Annotated in this window: 19 protein-coding genes; 11 read left to right on the top strand and 8 right to left on the bottom strand. The window is 36.7% G+C overall.

The genetic code is table 11. The features are described from left to right. Positions 1 to 72: 72 nt before the first annotated feature. Entirely contained in the window at positions 73 to 1,734 is a 1,662-nt protein-coding gene (locus tag FVQ77_12875) for a tetratricopeptide repeat protein (protein MBW8051208.1), read from the bottom strand. Between the two features lie 195 nt (positions 1,735 to 1,929). Here FVQ77_12875 and hydA point away from each other — a divergent pair, with 195 nt between their 5' ends. Further along, positions 1,930 to 3,351: a dihydropyrimidinase gene (hydA, locus tag FVQ77_12870; protein MBW8051207.1), complete on the top strand. Its 1,422-nt coding sequence runs from the start codon at positions 1,930 to 1,932 to the stop codon at positions 3,349 to 3,351. 193 nt (positions 3,352 to 3,544) lie between these two features. Here the strand turns inward: hydA and FVQ77_12865 are convergent, their stop codons facing one another. The 3 genes from FVQ77_12865 to FVQ77_12855 all read right to left on the bottom strand — a co-directional run bounded on the left by FVQ77_12865 (position 3,545) and on the right by FVQ77_12855 (position 6,521). Continuing rightward, positions 3,545 to 4,543, bottom strand: a complete 999-nt coding sequence (locus FVQ77_12865) for a hypothetical protein (protein MBW8051206.1) — start codon at positions 4,541 to 4,543, stop codon at positions 3,545 to 3,547. A gap of 158 nt (positions 4,544 to 4,701) precedes the next feature. Beyond that, on the bottom strand, positions 4,702 to 5,274 hold the full coding sequence (locus tag FVQ77_12860; GenBank protein ID MBW8051205.1) for a sigma-70 family RNA polymerase sigma factor: 573 nt from the start codon (positions 5,272 to 5,274) through the stop codon (positions 4,702 to 4,704). Between the two features lie 179 nt (positions 5,275 to 5,453). Further along, a complete protein-coding gene (locus tag FVQ77_12855; GenBank protein MBW8051204.1) occupies positions 5,454 to 6,521 on the bottom strand; it encodes an acyl-CoA reductase in 1,068 nt (355 codons plus the stop codon). 219 nt (positions 6,522 to 6,740) lie between these two features. On the opposite strand from FVQ77_12855, the gene FVQ77_12850 reads away from it, so the two are divergent. The 4 genes from FVQ77_12850 (at position 6,741) to FVQ77_12835 (ending at position 10,372) form a co-directional block, all read left to right on the top strand. Then, the gene (locus FVQ77_12850) at positions 6,741 to 7,091 is read left to right on the top strand and encodes a ferredoxin (protein ID MBW8051203.1); all 351 of its coding nucleotides are present in this window, start codon (positions 6,741 to 6,743) and stop codon (positions 7,089 to 7,091) included. 43 nt (positions 7,092 to 7,134) lie between these two features. After that, positions 7,135 to 8,322 (top strand): phosphoglycerate kinase, encoded by a 1,188-nt coding sequence (locus FVQ77_12845; GenBank protein MBW8051202.1) that lies wholly within the window; start codon positions 7,135 to 7,137, stop codon positions 8,320 to 8,322. A gap of 361 nt (positions 8,323 to 8,683) precedes the next feature. Next, positions 8,684 to 9,817, top strand: coding sequence for a quinone-dependent dihydroorotate dehydrogenase (locus FVQ77_12840; protein MBW8051201.1), 1,134 nt, complete (start codon positions 8,684 to 8,686; stop codon positions 9,815 to 9,817). A gap of 162 nt (positions 9,818 to 9,979) precedes the next feature. Further along, positions 9,980 to 10,372 carry a hypothetical protein gene (locus FVQ77_12835; protein ID MBW8051200.1) on the top strand — a complete coding sequence of 131 codons (393 nt, stop codon included), beginning with the start codon at positions 9,980 to 9,982 and terminating at the stop codon, positions 10,370 to 10,372. A 37-nt stretch (positions 10,373 to 10,409) separates the two neighbouring features. Here the strand turns inward: FVQ77_12835 and FVQ77_12830 are convergent, their stop codons facing one another. From FVQ77_12830 to FVQ77_12820, 3 genes are all read right to left on the bottom strand, one after another. Next, on the bottom strand, positions 10,410 to 10,817 hold the full coding sequence (locus tag FVQ77_12830) for a hypothetical protein (GenBank protein ID MBW8051199.1): 408 nt from the start codon (positions 10,815 to 10,817) through the stop codon (positions 10,410 to 10,412). Positions 10,818 to 11,032: 215 nt separating this feature from the next. Beyond that, a complete protein-coding gene (locus FVQ77_12825) occupies positions 11,033 to 11,557 on the bottom strand; it encodes a hypothetical protein (protein ID MBW8051198.1) in 525 nt (174 codons plus the stop codon). An 86-nt stretch (positions 11,558 to 11,643) separates the two neighbouring features. After that, the gene (locus FVQ77_12820; protein ID MBW8051197.1) at positions 11,644 to 12,222 is read right to left on the bottom strand and encodes a hypothetical protein; all 579 of its coding nucleotides are present in this window, start codon (positions 12,220 to 12,222) and stop codon (positions 11,644 to 11,646) included. A gap of 402 nt (positions 12,223 to 12,624) precedes the next feature. Between FVQ77_12820 and FVQ77_12815 the strand changes: the two genes are divergently transcribed. Together FVQ77_12815 and FVQ77_12810 are read left to right on the top strand one after the other, a co-directional pair. Beyond that, complete coding sequence (locus FVQ77_12815; GenBank protein MBW8051196.1) at positions 12,625 to 13,026, top strand: hypothetical protein; 402 nt, start codon at positions 12,625 to 12,627, stop codon at positions 13,024 to 13,026. After that, complete coding sequence (locus tag FVQ77_12810) at positions 13,023 to 13,403, top strand: helix-turn-helix transcriptional regulator (GenBank protein MBW8051195.1); 381 nt, start codon at positions 13,023 to 13,025, stop codon at positions 13,401 to 13,403. The genes FVQ77_12815 and FVQ77_12810 overlap by 4 nt, the downstream gene beginning before the upstream one ends. 53 nt (positions 13,404 to 13,456) lie before the next feature. On the opposite strand, the gene FVQ77_12805 is transcribed toward FVQ77_12810, so the two are convergent. Continuing rightward, positions 13,457 to 13,768 carry a hypothetical protein gene (locus tag FVQ77_12805; GenBank protein ID MBW8051194.1) on the bottom strand — a complete coding sequence of 104 codons (312 nt, stop codon included), beginning with the start codon at positions 13,766 to 13,768 and terminating at the stop codon, positions 13,457 to 13,459. A gap of 274 nt (positions 13,769 to 14,042) precedes the next feature. Here FVQ77_12805 and FVQ77_12800 point away from each other — a divergent pair, with 274 nt between their 5' ends. From FVQ77_12800 to pyrF, 4 genes are all read left to right on the top strand, one after another. Further along, complete coding sequence (locus tag FVQ77_12800) at positions 14,043 to 16,469, top strand: DNA translocase FtsK (protein MBW8051193.1); 2,427 nt, start codon at positions 14,043 to 14,045, stop codon at positions 16,467 to 16,469. Between the two features lie 51 nt (positions 16,470 to 16,520). Continuing rightward, positions 16,521 to 17,180, top strand: a complete 660-nt coding sequence (locus FVQ77_12795; protein ID MBW8051192.1) for an outer membrane lipoprotein carrier protein LolA — start codon at positions 16,521 to 16,523, stop codon at positions 17,178 to 17,180. Between the two features lie 278 nt (positions 17,181 to 17,458). Continuing rightward, a complete protein-coding gene (locus FVQ77_12790; protein ID MBW8051191.1) occupies positions 17,459 to 18,718 on the top strand; it encodes a DNA recombination protein RmuC in 1,260 nt (419 codons plus the stop codon). 111 nt (positions 18,719 to 18,829) lie between these two features. Then, positions 18,830 to 19,696: an orotidine-5'-phosphate decarboxylase gene (pyrF, locus tag FVQ77_12785; GenBank protein MBW8051190.1), complete on the top strand. Its 867-nt coding sequence runs from the start codon at positions 18,830 to 18,832 to the stop codon at positions 19,694 to 19,696. The last annotated feature ends 132 nt before the right edge of the window (positions 19,697 to 19,828 follow it).

Genomic DNA, 19,828 nt, shown 5'->3' with positions numbered 1-19,828 from the left:
ATGCTAATCCCGCCTTTGGCGGGACTAATAATAAATGCCTAAAATTTTAGCCATATAACCATATAACCATTTTCAACTGCTACTGCTACTACTACTCCCCTTCCTCCGCTTTCTCGGATTACCAATCCGAGCTACAGCCCGCTTCTTCTTTGCTCTATACAGCCTCTCCCTCAACTTTTTTTCAAAAATATATTGTATGGGAAATATGAGCAGTACCACTGCGGTGTTGATGAGCACTTCATAAACGGGCTGATTACCCGTGAAGGCTTCTGTCCAGGGTTCTATGATCTCGGTGATGAACTCAAACAGCAGCACAAAAGGTATAAACGATAAAGCATTGACAAGCCACCCGGGTAGTACGAGATTACCCAAAAAGATAATGACTGTTATTAACACAAACAGCCCCATGGCTATGGCTACATTTTGCAGGTTGTTTCTGCGTGATGTTTCTTTGGCTTTCTTTAGTTCCTGCTCTTTTTCGCGCTGCTCCCTTTCTTTGAGGGCCATTTTGAACTCAAACTTACCTTCTACCTTGCCAATGGCTTTTGACATCGCGTTGTTGTGGACGGTATCGCGCATTTGGGTGTAGAGTTCGTTGTATTCTATTGCCGTTGCATAGCGCTCACCATACTCCCACAAGCCCTGTTTTTTGGCTTTTTTTGCCATGGCTTTGTATATCTTGTGCAGGCTTCCGGCAGATCTCATTATGTTTTCAGGATAGCCAAGCTCCTCTGCTATGAAGAGTGAGCGCGTGCAGTAGTCTGTGGCTGCGGTATAGTCTTTACGTTCAAGATAAACCCGCCCTATGCTATTTAATACATATGCAATGCGTTGTTTGTCATTGATCTCTTTTCCTATCTCCAAACTTTGCAGGTAATATTCCAGCGCCCTGTTGAACAAACTGTCGCGTTCCACAGGGTAAACCTTGTCAGGGTTACCCTGGTCGTAATAGATATTGCCTATGTTATTTAATGAGGTGGCGATGCCTTGTTTGTCATTGATCTCTTTTTGTATCTCCAAACCTTGCAGGAAATATTCCAGCGCCTTGTCTGGGTTGCCCTGGTTGTTATAGATAGCGCCTATGTTATTTAATGAGTAGGCGATGCCTTGTTTGTCATTGATCTCTTTTTTTATTTCTAAGCTTTGCAGGTAATATTCCAGCGCTTTGTCGGGGTTGCCCTGGTTGTTATAGATAAATCCTATGTTATTTAATGATTGGGCGATACCTTCTTTGTCATTGATCTCTTTTCTTGTCTCTAAGCTTTGCAGGAAATTTTCCAGCGCCTTGTCTGGGTTACCCTGATTGTAATAGATAACGCCTATGTTACTTAATGAGTAGGCGATACCTTGTTTGTCATTGATCTCTTTTTGTATCTCCAAACCTTGCAGGTAATATTCCAGCGCCTTGTCAGGGTTGCCCTGTAAAACGTGAATATAACCGATGTTGTTAAGCGCGTCTGCTTTTGCTTTTTTAAAGAAGAGCAATACCACGCCTTTGCTGTGGGGGATGTTTTTTTCGGCAATATCCAGCGCTTGCCGGTTGTATTCAGGCCATACGTTGTCGTCATATATGTTTTCAACAATTTCAAGTAGGATATTCACGCAGGTGGTGTCGTGGTTTGCATTGTTAAGTGCGTTTTTGAGGGAGTCAAGCTGGGGGTTTGAGTCGTCAGATGATTGCAAGATCAAGCTGCTTGAGGTGATGGCAATGATGATTATGATCAGTTTTTTCATGATTCTGGGGTTTGATGGAAGTAACCACAAGGATATTTGTTTAAAAGGACAAGAAATAGCCCTAATACTAAAAACCAAGGTACTTCTTTATTCATGATGTAAATATATGAGTTTTAAAAAGTTTCTCAAATTTCTGCTATTATTTTATTCATATTTTGTATTTTTGTAACAGTAAATCTAAAATCGTAAATAATCATGTCATTACTAATCAAAAATGGGAGGGTAGTTACTGCAACGGATGATTACCATGCAGATATTTTCATTGAAAATGAAAGAATAACTACCATTGGCAAAAAACTTGAAATAGCGTGTGACCAGGTGATTGATGCCACAGACCGGCTTGTAATTCCCGGTGGAATTGACCCGCATACCCATCTGGATATGCCTTTTGGCGGCACTGTTTCGGCTGATGATTTTGAAACTGGTACCCGGGCAGCCGCTCACGGTGGCACGACAACGCTCATTGATTTTGCCATTCAGACAAAAGGAGAATCTACAATTGCAGCATTAGACACCTGGCACCAGAAAGCTGAAGGAAAAACAGCCATTGACTACGGCTTTCACATGATCATCACCGATATGGAAGAGGGACGGATCGCAGAAATGAGAAAATTGTCTGATGAGGGTATTACTTCCTATAAATTATTTATGGCGTATCCGGGTGTACTTTATGTGGATGACGGCACCATTTACCGGGCTATGCGCAAAGCTGGTGAGGATGGAACGGTCATTTGCATGCACGCTGAAAATGGCATCGTAATAGATGAGATCGTCAAAGAAGCGCTGAAAAAAGGCCATACAGAACCCAAATATCATTCATTGACCCGGCCAACCAGGATGGAAGCTGAAGGCGTCCACCGGGCTATTGCCATTGCTGAAGTGGCAAAGGTACCGGTCTATATTGTACATTTATCCTGTGCCGATGCTTTAGAGCAGGTGGTGCTGGCCCGCAGCAGGGGAGTGCCTGCTTTTGCTGAAACTTGTCCGCAGTATCTTTTTTTAGATTACACCTATTACGAAAAAGCAAATTTTGAAGGCGCCAAATATGTGATGACCCCTGCCTTGCGGGAAAAATGGAACCAGGAAGAGCTGTGGAAGGGATTACAATTTGGTAACCTGCAATCCATTTCAACCGATCATTGTCCCTTCTGCTTTAAAGAGCAAAAAGAATTGGGCAAAAACGACTTTTCAAAAATACCCAACGGCGCACCGGGAGTGGAGAACAGGTTGAGCCTGGTTTATAACGGTGGTGTAGTTGCCGGACGCATTTCCGTGAACAAGTTTGTTGAACTCACCTCCACAGCAGCCGCTAAAATGTTTGGTTTATTCCCCAAAAAAGGGACGATTGCCCCGGGAAGTGATGCGGATATCGTGATATTTAACCCTGAACGCAAAGAAACAATAAGCATAGATAACCATGTTACCCATCACATGCGGGTGGATTATAATGCTTACGAAGGATTTGAAGTACAGGGAATTGCCGAAACAGTGATTTCACGGGGAAAGGTTGTTGTAGATAATTGTGAATATATTGGCAAAAAAGGAGACGGTAAATTTATCAAACGGGCTTTGTATTCAGAGAATTATAAGGTTGATATGCCGGCTGAATTTGCTTAGGGCTTGCCGAAAAATAACTTCCGATTTTTGCATCACAACTTTGCCACATCTTTGACTTATCCTCAATCGCAAAATCCTCAAAATAACGCTGCTATTCCTGCGGTTTTGCTCAATCGGATAAGCCAAATCTGTAACAAATTTGTGCGCAAAAATCTGGAACTTATTTTTCGGCAAGCCCTTAAATTTATCTTTGTCAATCAGAAACTTCCTCTCCCTTTATGGCCATCAATTCTTTGACAACCTTTTTATCCGTTATTTTAATTAGTGGTGTGATTTTGCTGTGTACCGGCTTTATTTCATAAAACGCTTCATCAAAGAACAAATAAAGATGCTTGTCATCCAAGGTATTTAGTTCTAATAGTTCATAAGGTATAGAACCGAAATTTCCATACAAAATTAATTTATCGTTGAAATACCGGTAGTAAAATCGTCCATCATTTTCATCAGGTTCAGCTATCTGTACATCAGGCAGGGCTTGCTCCGGAGTTTGAGTCCCGCCAAAGGCGGGATTTGCATCGGATAAATCGTAATTCAAATTTTTGTGAATTGGCTCATTGTCTCCAAAATCATCAACAATATCCGGGTACGGAATGTTGGGTACTGGGTACCCTGATAGATCAGGATCCCCGCTTCGCTCCGACTGGGTAGCGGGTTCCGGGTTCCCGGTTCTGCTCTCCGGACCGTGATTTTTTGATGCAGTTTCAGTAGCCTTGATTTCCTTTACTACTTGCATTTCAGCAATTAGCTGATCGCCCTTCCCTGCCTGCGCTGAAGCTTCCCGACTTTCAGTACGGGACAGCTCGGCAGGCAGGCCAGGTTTGTTTTCAATATCACTAAAATCGCCTTTATCTTTTGTTAAAAACCCTTCATTCCTGACAACTTCTTTTCCCTGGCTGGTTGGGGAAAATATATTATAATTGTAATATACATAAATACCGATAAATACAGCAAAAATTACAGATGAGGCGATCTTTACAATATGATATTTGCTGCCGATATTTACTGATATTTTGTTTAGCTTTTGTTTAAGCTGTGCTTTTCTATATTCTTTAATTGATGTAATAATATTTTGCTGCAATGAAAATTCCTCACGCAGCAAGGGATCATCACCAAACTTATCTTCAAAATCCAGCATTTCTTTTTCTGTAAGTTGATCGGTTAAGTAAGCTTCTATTTTTTCCTGGTTTGTCATTTTTAGGTTCTTATAAAGTAATTAATGTTGTCGATAATTAAAGGGCATCTCTAAAAACTACACCATACATTCCCCTCTATCAAGAGGGGCAAGGGGTGTGTTTTAAAAAATATGTAGTTTTTAGAGATGCCCTAAATTTTGCAATTATTAGCATAAGGCTAATCTAAAAAGTCACTGGCTGTATATTGAGATTTAACTATCTGATCCAAATGCTTTTTACATTTATATTTTTTTGTTTTAGCTGTATCAGCGTTTGCAAATCCCATCATTTCAGCGATCTTTTTCATTGATAATTGCTCAAAATAATAATAAGTTAAAATTTTCCTGCAGGTTTCGCTTAATTGCTGAATACACTGGTTGATAATTGCTGTTTTCTCTTTTCTATCTATATCTAATATCTTCGAGCTTTTTAGCTCCACACCGAACTTTTTTGTGTAGATGTCTATTTCTTCATTTGAAAACCTGCTTTTTCGCTCCAATTCTTTTCTCCACAAATTTTGACAAATGCTATAAAGATAAGTACTGATTTTAGAAGTAAGGACAAATTTTCCCTTTGTCACATTTTGCCAAAAAACAATAAGCGCCTCCTGGTAAATATCTTTGGCTTCGTCTTCTGTCCCACTATTACGGATGATCATTTTGACCATCATTCTGTAATACTTCTTATACAAATACTCTAATGCGCTTTCATTCCCACTTTCAATTCTGTTAAGAATTTCATTATCTTTCATCAAAAAAGAAAAAAGCTTTCCCTGTTTTTCTTCCCTAACCAACAGGGAGCCGGCTTTTAGTTTTAATACATGAATAAAGTAAATGGTAACCTTTTTTTTAAAGGTAATATAAAATAAGTTAATTGACTAAGATTTTATAAAGGTCTCTATAATTTATCATTATTCATTTTAGAGTGGACTCAAAGCTCTAACAGAAACTCCATAGTATCCACCCCGTCAGCATAATCCCAGACATGAGGCTTCTGAGTTTCGGCAAATCCTATACTTCCCGGGTACCACGCTTTTTTAGAAACGATACATTGGATATTATCAGCAACACGTTGTATTTTATCATCCAGGTCTGACAGAGACTGATAATGTTCATAATATACCACTGAGATTGGTGAAACCAGGGCATCGTTTTCGGTCATCAGTAAAAAACCATTGTCTGAATACTGTACTTCATTCACCAGCAAAACAGCTTTATTGTAGTGATAATTATTGGCATATTTAGAATGCTCAGGTACATATTCAAAATTTTTAATAGATTTTAAAAACCTGTCAAATTCATTCCATTTATCCGGTACAAATAATTTTGAAACATTTCTGCAACCTAAACCAAAAAAAAACAATATATCCTCACCAAGCGATCTAAATTCATCCGTGCCTTCTGTCCCGTCAAGTATAGCACAGGAAGTCCTGTTTTTACGAACAATATGGGGCACTTCCCTGAAATAATATTCGAAGTATCTTGTTGAATTATCGCTGCCTGTGGCAATGATCGCATTTAACTTTTTTTGTCCGGAACTTAAATCCAAGAGTGGAACAAAATGAATTAATTGTTCAAATTCAGGCTCAATTTCTATTAATATCCCGGCAATTTTTTTTAATAATATAGGATCCTGAGAACTTAATTTTACATAAATATGATACCCGCTTAATAAAACCGTTAAGAAATCATGAAAACCAACCATAGGAATATTTCCGGCCATAACCACCCCTACCCTTTTTGATTTGGTGATTCGATGATTTGATGATTTGGTGATTTTACTGATTTTGTAGTTTTGTAACCATTTTCTCAGATCGTCTTCATTCAAATATTTAATTATTCCTCCCAGCGCTAATTTTACGTTCCCAGAGGTAAACCAGCTATTTTTCCCGATAGCATCCCTGCAAAATTCTTCAAAATTATTATCTTTGAGCCCAAGTAGCCGGGATAACTTTTCTCCTAAATGGATAAAGGATCGTATTCTCTTTTCAAGATTCATCTGTAAATAATTTGTTTTTTAAAGGTCAGATGGAACCCGCATGAATTATTTTCGTGCCCTTTTGCGAGTTTAGTGCTCATGCGGGTTTCATAATAAAACAAAAATATATTAAATTTACGAAAAATAAAATAAATTATATCTAATTATCTGAAACTATATTTGGTCTGATTTTGTTTAAAAAACTGTTTAGGGATTGTTAGTAAATAAAGAAAAAAGATTATGGCTATAATGATAACAGATGAATGCATCAATTGTGGTGCATGCGAGCCTGAATGTCCTAATACAGCTATTTATGAAGGTGGCGCAGAATGGACGTGGGCAGGAGGTACGGCCCTGAAGGGTGAAGTAGATACCGGTAACGGCCAGATGGCAGATGCAGACGCTCAGCAAACCCCGGTCTCCGATGAATTTTATTATATTATTCATAAGAAATGTACGGAATGCAATGGTTTTCATGAAGAACCTCAATGTGCTGCGGTCTGTCCCGTAGATTGTTGCATCCCTGATCCGGATCACGAAGAAACCGAAGAGGTATTGCTTGGCAAAAAAGCCTTCCTGCATGGAGAATGATTCGCAAAGCGGATAGCCCCGCCAACTGGCGGGGTTCTGCGCCATGCGCTACATAGATAATTATAATTTTTCGGGTAAAAAAGCAATTATTAGAATTGATTTCAACGTTCCATTAAACTCAGAATTTGAAATTACTGACCATACAAGGATCAATGCTGCTGTTCCAACTATAAAAAAGATTTTGAATGATGGAGGGGCAGCGATCCTGATGTCGCACCTGGGCCGCCCCAAAAGTGGCCCTGAGGAAAAATTCTCTTTGAAGCACCTGGTAAATCACCTCTCTGATATATTTCATACCAAAGTAAAATTTGTAAATAGTTGTATAAGTGATGACGCTTTAGCTCTTTCTAAAGCGCTAAAACCCGGAGAAATTCTGCTATTGGAAAATCTACGTTTTCACAAAGAAGAAACCAGGGGAGATGAAGCTTTTGCCCAAAAACTGGCAAAGCATGGAGATGTTTATGTAAATGATGCTTTCGGATCAGCACATCGTCAGCATGCCTCTACCTATACTATTGCAAAATTTTTTACCGATAAGGTATGTGGATATATAATACAAGCTGATATCAAAAATGCAGATAAGGTTCTTAAAAACCCGGGAAAGCCATTTACTGCTATCATGGGAGGTGCAAAAATTTCTGATAAGATCCTTGTTATTGAGAATCTTTTTAATATAGTTGATAATCTCATTATTGGTGGCGGCATGGCATTTACATTCTTAAAGGCATTAGGTTGTTATGTTGGCAATTCATTAGTTGAGGAAAATAAAACGGATATTGCCAGGTCTTTGATCAACAAAGCCAAAGAAAAAAATGTAAATCTGCAGCTTCCGGTTGATACTGTTATCGCTGATTCTTTTAGCAATGATGCAGCCACCGATATTGTTGATAATTTCAGTATTAAAAAAGGCTGGATGGGATTGGATATCGGGCCGCAAACAATAGTGGCTTTCAAAAGAACTATTGAAGAGTCAAAAACAATATTATGGAACGGCCCTATGGGTGTATTTGAGATGAAAAAATTTTCAAATGGCACAAAAGCTGTTGCTGAATCAATAGTTAGAGCTACCCAAAAAGGCGCCTTCTCATTGATCGGTGGAGGGGATTCTGCTGCAGCCATTAATATCCTTGGTTTCAGTGATAAGGTTTCCTATGTTTCTACGGGGGGAGGGGCTCTTTTAAAATACATTGTAGAGAAACAACTGCCGGGATTGGTAGCATTGGGCTCTTGAAAGACCTTTATCGTTAACTTTTTAACGATAATTTTTGATGATTTTTTTTGAAATATAAGTGATTTTAGTTTTTAGTTTATTGGTTTGTTTGTTATGGTTGGGTGGTTATTAGTTTTGGTTTTATGGTTTTTTAGTTTTTGATTTTGCAAACAATAATATCCTGGTTCAAAACCTGATTAGTGGTGGGTTGCAATTATAAAAAACTAACTAACCAAAACCAGTAACCAACTAACTAAAACTATTAACTAATAAACCAATAACTAAATTTTTTCCAAGACTTTACACGTAATTTAGTACGTTCACAATAGATTTCCCCGAAGGGCTTTTTTTAAAGTGAAGTCTTGGAAAAAATTTAGAAGCCTTGTACAAATTTCTCATCAGACCAATTTTATTCCTGCTTGATGCTGAAAAAGCGCATCATATTACTACCCGTTTTTTAAAAATATTTTTGAAGCTATCCCTTGCAAGAACATTCATCAGAAAAATATATTCTATTCAGGATGCAAGGTTAGAGCGCGAAGTTTTCGGATTAAAATTTAAAAACCCGGTTGGGCTGGCTGCTGGTTTTGACAAAGATGCCAAATTTATTGAGGAGTTTGCGTGCTTTGGATTTGGCTTTATTGAGATTGGCACGGTAACGCCCAAAGCCCAGAGGGGCAATCCCAAACCGAGATTATTCCGTCTTTCCGGTGACCAGGCGTTGATAAACCGTATGGGCTTTAATAATGATGGAGCTGCTGCCGTGGCAAAGAGATTAAAAGAAAATTCAAAATTTAAAACTCAAAACTCGAAACTCGAAACTCGAAACTCGAAACTCGAAACTCGAAACTCGAAATTCGAAACTCGAAACTCGAAATTCGAAATTGGAAACTCAATTCTCATTGGCGGTAATATTGGAAAGAACGTCCTTACCACAAACGAAGATGCTATCTCTGATTATGAGATTTGCTTTGAAGTATTATTTGATGTTGTGGATTATTTTGTTGTGAATGTAAGCTCTCCGAATACACCGGGTTTGAGAGCATTGCAGGAAAAAAAGCCGCTTACAGAGCTTTTGAGGAGGTTAAAGGAAAAGAATAACAAAAAACAAAATCCAAAGCCGATACTGTTAAAAATCGCCCCTGATCTAACCAATGAGCAATTGGATGATATTATTGATATTGTGATTTCAGTTGGTATTGATGGCGTAATTGCTACGAATACTACCGTTAGTCGTGAGGAACTAAAAACAGGTAAAAAAAAGTTGAGCTATTTTGGTGAAGGCGGCTTGAGCGGCAAACCCACTAAAAAAAGATCAACGGAAGTAATAAAATATTTAAGCGAAAAGTCCGGTGGCGCTTTTCCGATCATTGGGGTTGGGGGTATCCATTCAGCAGAGGATGCTTTGGAGAAGTTAAATGCAGGCGCTTCGCTGGTGCAGGTTTATACAGGGTTTGTGTATGAAGGGCCGGGGTTGGTGAAGAGAATTAACAGGGGGATTTTGGAGATATTATAAAATAGAGCAACTAACTTAAAAATATTTTAGTTTGTCTTTTCTTTTTAAAACTATTATTTTTTTGTATCTTTGTAAAATTAAACAAGAAAGAAAAAAGCAATTAACCAGACAATTATGATCATGAAAAAATTGATAATAAGTAATTCGGTAATTATCATAACTATGATCTCATTCAATATTGCCTTTGCTCAAAATGAGTTTACTCACAAAGATAGAGAAAAGATGAAAGAATTAGGAAATATGATGGTAGAGTTAAGAATAACAATGGGAGAGTTAAGGGTAACAATAGAACAAATGGAAAAACGAATTGATCAACGTTTTCAACAAATGGATAAAAGAATAGATGATATACAAACCTTTATGCTTTGGGGGTTTGGAATTTTATTTGGAGGAATGGCATTGATGATAGGTATGTTTAGGCGTGAGCGCAGCATTTCAACAAAAAAGAAACCATATTCAGCATCTAAAAGAGAAAAACTGCTTGAAACGATATTTAAAGATTTTGCCAAAGACCAACCCAAGCTTGCAGAAATACTTAAAACCCGAGGGCTTTAGATGAATTTAAAATCTAAGATTACAAATAATCGTCCGTTTATTTACTAACTGATACTTTTTCCCATCCCTCTGAACTTGCAATTTTTTCAACCATCTTTTCTAATTTTTTTAACTCATCTGGAGCACCATAATAATCTTTTATTCTTTTTGTTTTTTCGTTGACTGTATAGGTAATATATGTTGTAGGTAAATCGGTTACTTTTGCAGAATATTCATCCTTAAAATTATAGAAATTAGCATCTTCAAATGCCTTAATTAAATTTTCCACTTCTGATATTTTTAATTTCTTCTGATATTTTCCAATTTTATCAACATTTTTCTTACCAACATAAACAGACTGACCGTCACCATGAATGGTTATTGTATAAACAGGACATTTACCGTAACACATCGTTTTTTGAAGTGTTATGACTGTACCATCATTTTCACTCTCAATACACCCCATTAAATAAAAGAGCTTTAACAGGGCAGGCAGATTTTAAAAGATTACATAGATTACAAATATATTGAAAAAAGATGAACTTACAAATTACTACTTCCTATACGCTTGCCTTTGCATATCTTGTGTTATAAGTTGTACAGTTTTTGGTTGGTATCAGGTGGTAACACCTGACAACACATAAATCTACCGACACGACTTAAGTTTCTATCGATACAAATTTAGTTTGTTACGGGCTTTGAATTTTCAACAAATTTAGCTAAATCAAACTTGTTACTAAACTTTTTCTTTTTTAGTTGGAATTCTTCTGGTGTTATTTTTACTGTTTTAATAACATTTCCTTTTCTATCCATTATAATTTTTGAATAATCATCAATTTCATTGAATGCTAATGAAGGGTCAATTAAAGGCGTCCCTTCTACAAGATAGTATTGTTGTCCATAAATGAATGGTATCCACCAAAATCTACTATATAAAACTCCATCTAAAAGAGCTATACAACCGGGTGTGGACTCAATTGCTTCATCAACTGCTTCTTTTATATTTGGTTTACCGATTGGTATATATATAATCCAATGAATCATGTCTTCTCCTTCAACACGATTTTTCCCTCTTACAAAAGTTGCTCCTTTTGCAAGGTCAATATTCTTTGTTGAAATAATAGTAAAGTCAACCATCCTTGTTGTACAGTTACTAAAAAGTAACGGTAAAATTAATGCGAATAATAAAACTGTAATTTTTTTCATAATTTAGTACTTATTTTATATTATTGCCTACTCTATATGGTTTTCGGCTTCCCCATTTTTAATATTTTACCCTTATTGCACTTATTTTAAAATGTATAACTTAAATGCAATGTAAAAGATAAACCTGCCCCTGCATCTACTACACTTGTAGATGGAAATCCATTAGTACTGCTATATGGAGTAAATAGAATACCCCCCATATATTCATCGCCTGAAGTACTATCGTAATCATAAAGTCTAATGGTATAGTTTGAAGTTGGGCTGGATAAGGTGATACTGGAACTAGGTGTAAATGTATAGGGAGCGCTTGTTGATACAGCATTAATCTTATAAGTTGGTGAATCATAAATTAAAGTTGTACCCTTCAATATCTGAAAATAAATATCTGGACAGCAAGAAGTTATATCCCAATTAGAACCACTTGGTTGTTTATCAGGAAAATCTGTAACGACAACTTTTGTAATTTGAATAGAAGTTGGAGTTTTTTGATTTTCACACAAATTTCCTGTATAACGTTCTGTACAACCACAAATACCACCGTTACAAGTGCCTCCATTTTGGCAAGTAACCCCGTCACAAGGGTCTGGGTCATCTTTTGAACATCCTGTAAATGCTAATACTCCCATTAGCATCAGGACAGCGAAAAATAAACTTTTTGATTTCATAATTTTGATTGTTTTGTTGCCTGAGGTTCTAAAGGCAGGTTAATAAATGAACTTTGAAAATTGGCAACAAAAAAGGGCATGAACCTCTGCTTTCATCCAGCATCTGAGGGTACGACCAAGCACCCGGACAGTCTGAATTTGGCTTAGAAGAACACACCCCGAAGGGCGCATCCACTAATCCATTTCAACTGTCCTTTAAATTTGGTCGTTTCTCAGAAGAGAAATGTTAGCAACGCTACTTTTTTGTTATGTCTTTTTCCTTTTTACTCTATATTTTTTTTGTTTTAGTTCAGCGCAAAGATAATTATTTTTTCAATTTCTAATTAATTTTTATGTTTTTATTTATTTGTTAAGTAATATTAACCCTTTAAACAAAAACAGTTTAGTAAAAACTAAACAAAAATGAGTAATTTTACGTTAATAGAAATTGAAGGTGTAGAGGGAAAGCAGAAGTTTTATAAATTAAAGAAGGATGGTATTTGTGAGTTTGACTTTTTCTGTGAGGAGATTAAAGAAAAAAAACGGTATTATGCAGAGTTATTGACTATTTTTGACAAAATAGATTACGTTGCAAATTTAGGCAGGCTGCCAAAAACCAAATTCAGACCAATAACGCCTAAAAAAGAAACAGTTAAAGAATACGAGTTCAAAACAAAGCATTTAAGAGTATATACCATACATGAAGAAAAAACAGGAAAGATTATTATTTGCGGTGGTTTTAAAAAGGATCAGAAAAAAGATATAAAGCATTTCAGGTCTATAAAAAAACAATATCTTGAAAGTACTAAATCTACAAAATCATGATTACAAGAGAAGAACTAATACAAAGAAAAGAGTTCTGGATGACGAAGATTCAGAACGACCTTTTTGCTAATTTGGAAGATTATATGAATGAAAACAAATTAACACGCACCCAATTAGCACAAAAGCTGGGTGTTACAAAGGGATATATTACACAGGTATTGAACGGTGATTTTGACAACCGGATCTCAAAATTGATTGAATTATCATTATTTATAGGTAAAGCCCCTGTTTTTACTTTTGATGATCTGGGAAAATATATTAAAAAGGGCAAAGCCGGTAAAGATAATTCCGTGAAAAACACCAGGGCTGTTGAAGGACAAACGGTTAAAGCAACTTTAAAAAGAAAAATGACAAATAAATCTTTAGTTCAGGTATAGATTTAATGATTTAGAGATTTATTGAAAATAATTAATTCCAAACCAAATTTATATTAGCTCCACCTCTTTTTTATAGAATCGGGCAGCAACTCTTTTAAATGCGGATATGCTTCTACCAGGCGAAATATATCAGCCAAATCCTTTTGTCTTTTACTTTTACGACTTTGATCATCAGAATATGCCCAAACTTTACCTAGCAATAAATCCTCCAGCGCAGCGATCATCATATCATACCCCATTACTTTTTTTCTTGCAGCTTTACTGATAAATTTTTGATAACGCGAGTCAGTTTTCAGTTGAATTCGCAGATCGGAATCCGGACTATTTAGATTAGTGCTATGGGGGAATTTCTCTATTCTGAACATTTTTTTTTGCTTTTCTAAGTTTCCCCATACCCTTGTCGCTCACTATAACATCCAGATCCATACTCACTACAGGTTCTACATAAGCATTCACACCTAATCCACCAATAACACAATAGTCGATTTTCATTTCGATTAACAAATCAAGGAATTGTTGTAATACATCCTTTTGACTATTTGCCAAATTGTTCATAAAAGTTTTTTTTTAATTTAGATTTTTAGGTTAAAATTTTTTTTCTAACGGTGTTATATTACTAATTTTGTATTTTAAATTAATATGCCAAAAAACAAATTCACACGAAAGCTTGGTCGTACTCCAACAAAGCCCTCATTCAGTTTTGTTAAAGACAGAAGATTCCATTTAGCATTGGGATTCCTGCTCTTTTTTGCTTCTATATTTCTTGTAATCGCTTTTGTATCCTACCTCTTTACGGGTAAAGCAGACCAGAGTGTGGCAGAAGCAATAGGGCAAACGGGGCTAAAAGAATTGGGCGGGGAAGTAGAAAATTGGGCAAAATTGGGTGGGGCGTGGTTTGCACATCTGTTTATTTATAAATGGTTTGGGGTTGTCTCTTTTCTTTTTATCCCCATATTATTCATAGGAGGGTGTAAGATCGTTTTTAAAAAAGATATTTTTCCATTCTACCCGCTGCTGAAATTTTCTGCGTTTTTTATTCTTTGGTTTAGCTTTACATCAGGGTATTTTGTTTTATTTACTGAAAGCGGTAGTGATTATGGATTTATATGTGGTGGGATCGGTTACGAAATGGCATCATTGGTACTTAGTTTTTTGGGGTGGATACCTACCGCAGCGTTAATATTAATTACCTTAATTGTATTTGTTATCTATTTCTTTAATGTTACCGTTATATTAGATTTTGTTAGAAAACTTAAAAGAGTACCGAAAGAACAAATACCAGGAGGAAAAGAGCTGATCTTTGAAAACAATGAAACGAAAGCCATTAAGAATGATGTTGATGAATTTCTCTTTGATGATGCCGGTTCAGGGTCCCGAAATAATCAGAATGAAGGAATTCAACAACCCCCGTTGGATAATCCCGAGTACTCGGGACAACCCGGTAAATCTGAATCAGAGCAAAAAACTGAAGAACAGGGGGGCCAGGGTAACGACCAAATAAAACTTGAAATAGAACAAACCGAGGAAACGTCCCAGGTACCCGTAACGGGGAAAATTGAAAATTATGACCCTACGTTGGATCTGCCATCTTACAAATACCCAACCAGTGATCTGCTAAATGAACATGCCGGCAATAAAGCAGAGGTAACCAAAGAAGAGTTGGTGGCCAATAAGGATAAAATTATTGAAACCCTTGGAAATTATGATATCGGTATATCAAACATAAGAGCTACTATCGGGCCTACCGTAACCCTATACGAAATTGTACCGGATGCAGGTATACGTATTTCAAAGATCAGAAATCTTGAGGACGATATTGCCTTAAGCCTGGCTGCGCTTGGGATCCGAATTATTGCACCTATGCCGGGCAAGGGTACTATTGGTATTGAAGTTCCCAATAAACATCGCGAAACTGTCACTATGTATTCGGTGCTTTCAACCAATGAGTTTTTAAAAAGTGATAAAGAACTCCCGATCATACTTGGAAAAACCATTTCAAATGAAGTTTACATCGCAGACCTGGCTAAAATGCCTCATCTCTTGATGGCTGGCGCTACGGGTCAGGGCAAATCTGTCGGATTGAATGCAATACTTACTTCCTTAATATATAAAAAACATCCTTCACAGCTCAAGTTTGTTTTGATTGATCCCAAGCAGGTAGAATTATCACTGTTTAACAAAATTGAAAAACATTTTCTTGCTAAATTGCCTGATAGTGAAGAACCTATTATTACAGATACCAGGAAAGTAGTACATACGCTGAATTCTCTTGGCATTGAAATGGAGACCAGGTATGCCCTGCTTAAAGATGCTGGGTGCAGACTTATTAAAGAATATAATACAAAGTTTATTGCCCGCAGGTTGAGTCCTGAAAAAGGCCACCGGTTTTTGCCCTACATAGTGCTGGTAATTGATGAATTAGCAGACTTGATGATGACAGCAGGGAAAGAAGTTGAAACTCCGATCGCACGTTTAGCACAAATTGCACGTGCTGTAGGCATACATTTGGTTGTTGCTACTCAAAGACCATCTGTAAACATTATCACGGGTGTTATTAAAGCTAACTTCCCGGCACGACTTTCCTACAAAGTTACTTCTAAAATTGATTCCAGAACTATTTTAGATACCGGGGGAGCAGAGCAATTGGTAGGAAATGGAGATATGCTCTTATCCAATGGCTCTAATATCATCCGTCTGCAATGTCCTTTCATAGATACTGCTGAAGCAGAAAGGGTTTGCGAATATATCGGTGAACAAAAAGGATACGAAACGGCTTATCTATTACCTGAATATTATGAGGATAATGGCAGCAGCAAAACAGAATTTGATGTTTCTGAAAGAGATTCTCTTTTTGAAGAAGCTGCAAGAATAATAGTGACCCATCAACAGGGAAGCACCTCTTTGCTTCAAAGAAAGCTTGAGATCGGTTACAACAGGGCAGGCAGGTTGATGGATCAATTAGAAGCATTTGAGATCGTTGGGCCTTTTAATGGAAGTAAAGCAAGAGAAGTTTTTATCATGGATGACTATAAATTGGAACAATTATTGAGGGAACTTGAACAATAACAAAAAAACTAAAACAATACAACATCTAACCAAAACCTATTCATACATCATATGAGAAACCTTATCTTTTTTACTACGATAATTTTCTATTTTCCATTTTCCATTCTCTATTCTCCATTATTCGCTCAGCATAATCCCCGTGCTTTGGAAATACTGGAGAAAATGAGTACAAAATATAGTTCGATCAAGGCGTTCAAGGCTCAAATCTCCTATTTTATGGAGAGCCCTGCTACCGGAATTACACAGAATGAACAATGGGAGATCACTGTAAAGGGAGACAAGTACAGACTTGTAATGGGAGAGCAGGAGATATTCAATAATGGCAAAACCATCTGGAATTACTTAAAAGAAGCCAATGAGGTGAACATTTCTGATTATGAACCCGAAGAAAATGAGATCACCCCTACAGAAATTTATACTATGTATAAAAAAGGGTATAAATACTGGCTTATGGAAGAAAAAACCATGGCCGGTAAGGTTTACCATGTAGTTGACCTCAGTCCTGAAAACATAGATCAGCAGGTTTTTAAAGTAAGAATATTAGTCAGCAAAAAAGATAATTTAATACTTAGCTGGAAAATATTTGAAAAGAATGGCAACCGGTACCTTTATACAATAAAAAAGTTTACCCCCAATATTAATGTAGACGATAATTATTTCGTATTTGACAAATCAAAGTATAAAGGAGTTGAAGTGATAGATTTGAGGTGAATGTAGCCCGGATTGTTAAGCCGAGATAGGGAAAGGGTGACGGGGAATGGATAATGTATGCAGAATAGAATAAAACTAAAAAAATAGGAGGACTTTAGAAATGGAAACCCTTGCAACTATAGCAATTTACTCAATTGGAGTAATGTTAATAATAATGCTTGTCTTTATGACCTTTTCATTTGACTTTCCTGATATTCTTCGTTCAAAAAAACGCAAATCTGAAGAAGCAGGAAAAGTTTAAAAATGGAAACACCTGCAATTATATCTTAAAAGAATATATGGATGCATTCTTTATTATAATAGGAATTGCCATCGGTTTCCTGGCTGGCTGGTTCATTGCCAAATTCAAGTTTGAAGGTAAAAAAGCCGTGGGGCAGGATGATTTGAACAATATCATTGAGTTAAATAAACAAATTGCGGCCAAAGATCAGGTAATTGATAACCTCAATAAGCAGTATGAAAAACAGGAAGAAAAATTATTAACTGAATTTGAAAATCTCGCCTCTAAAATCTTAAAACAAAATACAACTGAACTTACCGAAGCCAATCAAAAGAAGCTTACAGATATACTTAACCCATTAAAAGAAAAGATCACTATATTTGAGAAAAAAGTTGAAGAAACTTATGTAAAAGGGACAAGAGAACGTTCAGTCTTAGCGCAGCAAATAAAGAGTTTGAATGAGTCAAGTATAAAAATTAGCGAAGATGCCAGCAATCTTACAAAAGCGCTGAAAGGTGAATCCAAAACTCAAGGCGATTGGGGTGAAATAAGATTAGAATTAATTTTAGAAAGAGCAGGTTTGGAACAAGGTATTCATTATAGCAGGCAAGATACATTTAAAGACGAAGCAGGCAATGACAAAAGACCTGATTTTATAATTAATCTGCCCGATAACAAGCATCTGGTTATTGATTCAAAAGTGTCTTTAAAAGCTTATGAACAATATTTCAATTGCAGTGATGACAATGAAAAAGAGATCCATCTTAAAAATCATTTGGAAAGTGCAAGGGAGCACATTAAGGATTTAAGCTCAAAAAATTACCAGAATCTCTATCAGATCAATACCCCTGATTATGTGCTGATGTACATCCCCATAGAACCGGCATTTACGCTGGCAGTCCAAAGTGATACTGAGCTGATGTTATGGGCGCTTGAAAAAAAGAATGTCGTTTTGGTTACTACATCAACGCTTTTAGCCACTTTATCAACGGTCTCGTCAATCTGGAAACAAGAGGACCAAAAGAAAAATGTGCTTGAAATCGCAAGGCAAAGCGGAGCATTATACGATAAGTTTGTAGGATTTGTAGATGATTTGATAGATGTCGGCAACAGGATGGATTCAGCAAAAAAGGCCTATGAAAGCGCTATGAACAAATTATCTACGGGGAAAGACAATTTAATAAGAAAAACCGAAAACATTAAAAAATTAGGAGCAAAAACCACAAAATCTTTACCTCAAATACTATCAGATAAAGCAAATGAAGAAGAAGGAGAATACACTTCTATGATGATTGAAGAACCACAAAAGGAAAATTAAGTAAAGGTTATGGGCATCTCTAAAAACTACACCATACATTCCCCTCTATCAAGAGGGGCAAGGGGTGTGTTTTAAAAAATATGTAGTTTTTAGAGATGCCCTTATTTTAAAATGACCCAAACCCAGCTCTTTTCCCAAATCAAAAAAAAACGATCATACCTCTGTATCGGACTTGACACAGATATTAACAAAATCCCGTCTCACCTTCTAAGTACTACCGACCCGGTATTTGAATTCAACAAACAGATCATTGATGCAACTTCTAAATACTGTGTGGCATATAAGCTCAATACTGCTTTTTATGAATCTGCAGGCAGTAAAGGTTGGGAAATTTTACAGAAGACATTGGAATATATTCCCAAAGATTTTTTTACAATTGCTGATGCTAAAAGAGGTGATATCGGCAATTCTTCCAAACTATATGCCAGAGCTTTCTTTGATCCCGGGTACTCGGGAATGAATTTTGATGCTGTGACCGTAGCGCCCTATATGGGTGAAGATTCGGTAAAGCCATTCCTGGAATATGACAATAAATGGGTTATTTTGCTGGCGCTTACTTCAAATCCCGGCAGTAATGATTTTCAAATGTTAAAAATAGTTAGAGACGGAAAGGAGAAGTATTTGTTTGAAAATGTGATTGAAACAAGTCAGAAATGGGGAAGCGCTTCTCAAATAATGTATGTTGTGGGTGCAACGCAAACGGATATGTTGCCAAAAATAAGAGAGATTGCTCCTGATCATTTCCTGCTTATTCCCGGTATAGGTGCACAGGGTGGTGACTCACAGCAGAATCGCGACAAGTTTGAGAAAATATCAAAACTTGCCATGAATAAACAGTGTGGTTTATTAGTTAATGCTTCAAGAAGTATTATTTATGCATCAGGTGATAAAGATTTCGCAAAATCTGCGGGGCAGGCAGCACATCAATTGCAGCAGCAAATGGCAGGGCACTTAGATGTAGCTCAACTTTCAAGTTGAGAAGATGGTTGTGGATATTGGAAATAGAGGGAAATAAAGGAATAGGGGATGGGATATTAGTATAGCGTTTCATAAAAAGGATAACATTTAACCTATATTATTCCTAAACTTTAAGATGAAACAAATAAAATC

Source organism: Cytophagales bacterium (assembly GCA_019456305.1).
Taxonomy (GTDB): Bacteria; Bacteroidota; Bacteroidia; order Cytophagales; family VRUD01; genus VRUD01.
This window is presented reverse-complemented; position numbering and strand designations above follow the sequence as displayed.

Bases quoted from the DNA above. Each gene is read 5' to 3' on its own strand.
- FVQ77_12855 (MBW8051204.1), bottom strand. From the start codon at position 6,521: ATGAATCTTGAAAAGAGAATACGATCCTTTATCCATTTAGGAGAAAAG.
- FVQ77_12810 (MBW8051195.1), top strand. From the start codon at position 13,023: ATGATTACAAGAGAAGAACTAATACAAAGAAAAGAGTTCTGGATGACG.
- FVQ77_12795 (MBW8051192.1), top strand. From the start codon at position 16,521: ATGAGAAACCTTATCTTTTTTACTACGATAATTTTCTATTTTCCATTT.
- FVQ77_12820 (MBW8051197.1), bottom strand. From the start codon at position 12,222: ATGAAATCAAAAAGTTTATTTTTCGCTGTCCTGATGCTAATGGGAGTA.
- FVQ77_12865 (MBW8051206.1), bottom strand. From the start codon at position 4,543: ATGACAAACCAGGAAAAAATAGAAGCTTACTTAACCGATCAACTTACA.
- FVQ77_12860 (MBW8051205.1), bottom strand. From the start codon at position 5,274: ATGAAAGATAATGAAATTCTTAACAGAATTGAAAGTGGGAATGAAAGC.
- FVQ77_12815 (MBW8051196.1), top strand. From the start codon at position 12,625: ATGAGTAATTTTACGTTAATAGAAATTGAAGGTGTAGAGGGAAAGCAG.
- FVQ77_12790 (MBW8051191.1), top strand. From the start codon at position 17,459: ATGGATGCATTCTTTATTATAATAGGAATTGCCATCGGTTTCCTGGCT.
- pyrF (MBW8051190.1), top strand. From the start codon at position 18,830: ATGACCCAAACCCAGCTCTTTTCCCAAATCAAAAAAAAACGATCATAC.
- hydA (MBW8051207.1), top strand. From the start codon at position 1,930: ATGTCATTACTAATCAAAAATGGGAGGGTAGTTACTGCAACGGATGAT.
- FVQ77_12850 (MBW8051203.1), top strand. From the start codon at position 6,741: ATGGCTATAATGATAACAGATGAATGCATCAATTGTGGTGCATGCGAG.
- FVQ77_12805 (MBW8051194.1), bottom strand. From the start codon at position 13,768: ATGTTCAGAATAGAGAAATTCCCCCATAGCACTAATCTAAATAGTCCG.
- FVQ77_12835 (MBW8051200.1), top strand. From the start codon at position 9,980: ATGATCTCATTCAATATTGCCTTTGCTCAAAATGAGTTTACTCACAAA.
- FVQ77_12825 (MBW8051198.1), bottom strand. From the start codon at position 11,557: ATGAAAAAAATTACAGTTTTATTATTCGCATTAATTTTACCGTTACTT.
- FVQ77_12830 (MBW8051199.1), bottom strand. From the start codon at position 10,817: ATGGGGTGTATTGAGAGTGAAAATGATGGTACAGTCATAACACTTCAA.
- FVQ77_12845 (MBW8051202.1), top strand. From the start codon at position 7,135: ATGCGCTACATAGATAATTATAATTTTTCGGGTAAAAAAGCAATTATT.
- FVQ77_12800 (MBW8051193.1), top strand. From the start codon at position 14,043: ATGCCAAAAAACAAATTCACACGAAAGCTTGGTCGTACTCCAACAAAG.
- FVQ77_12875 (MBW8051208.1), bottom strand. From the start codon at position 1,734: ATGAAAAAACTGATCATAATCATCATTGCCATCACCTCAAGCAGCTTG.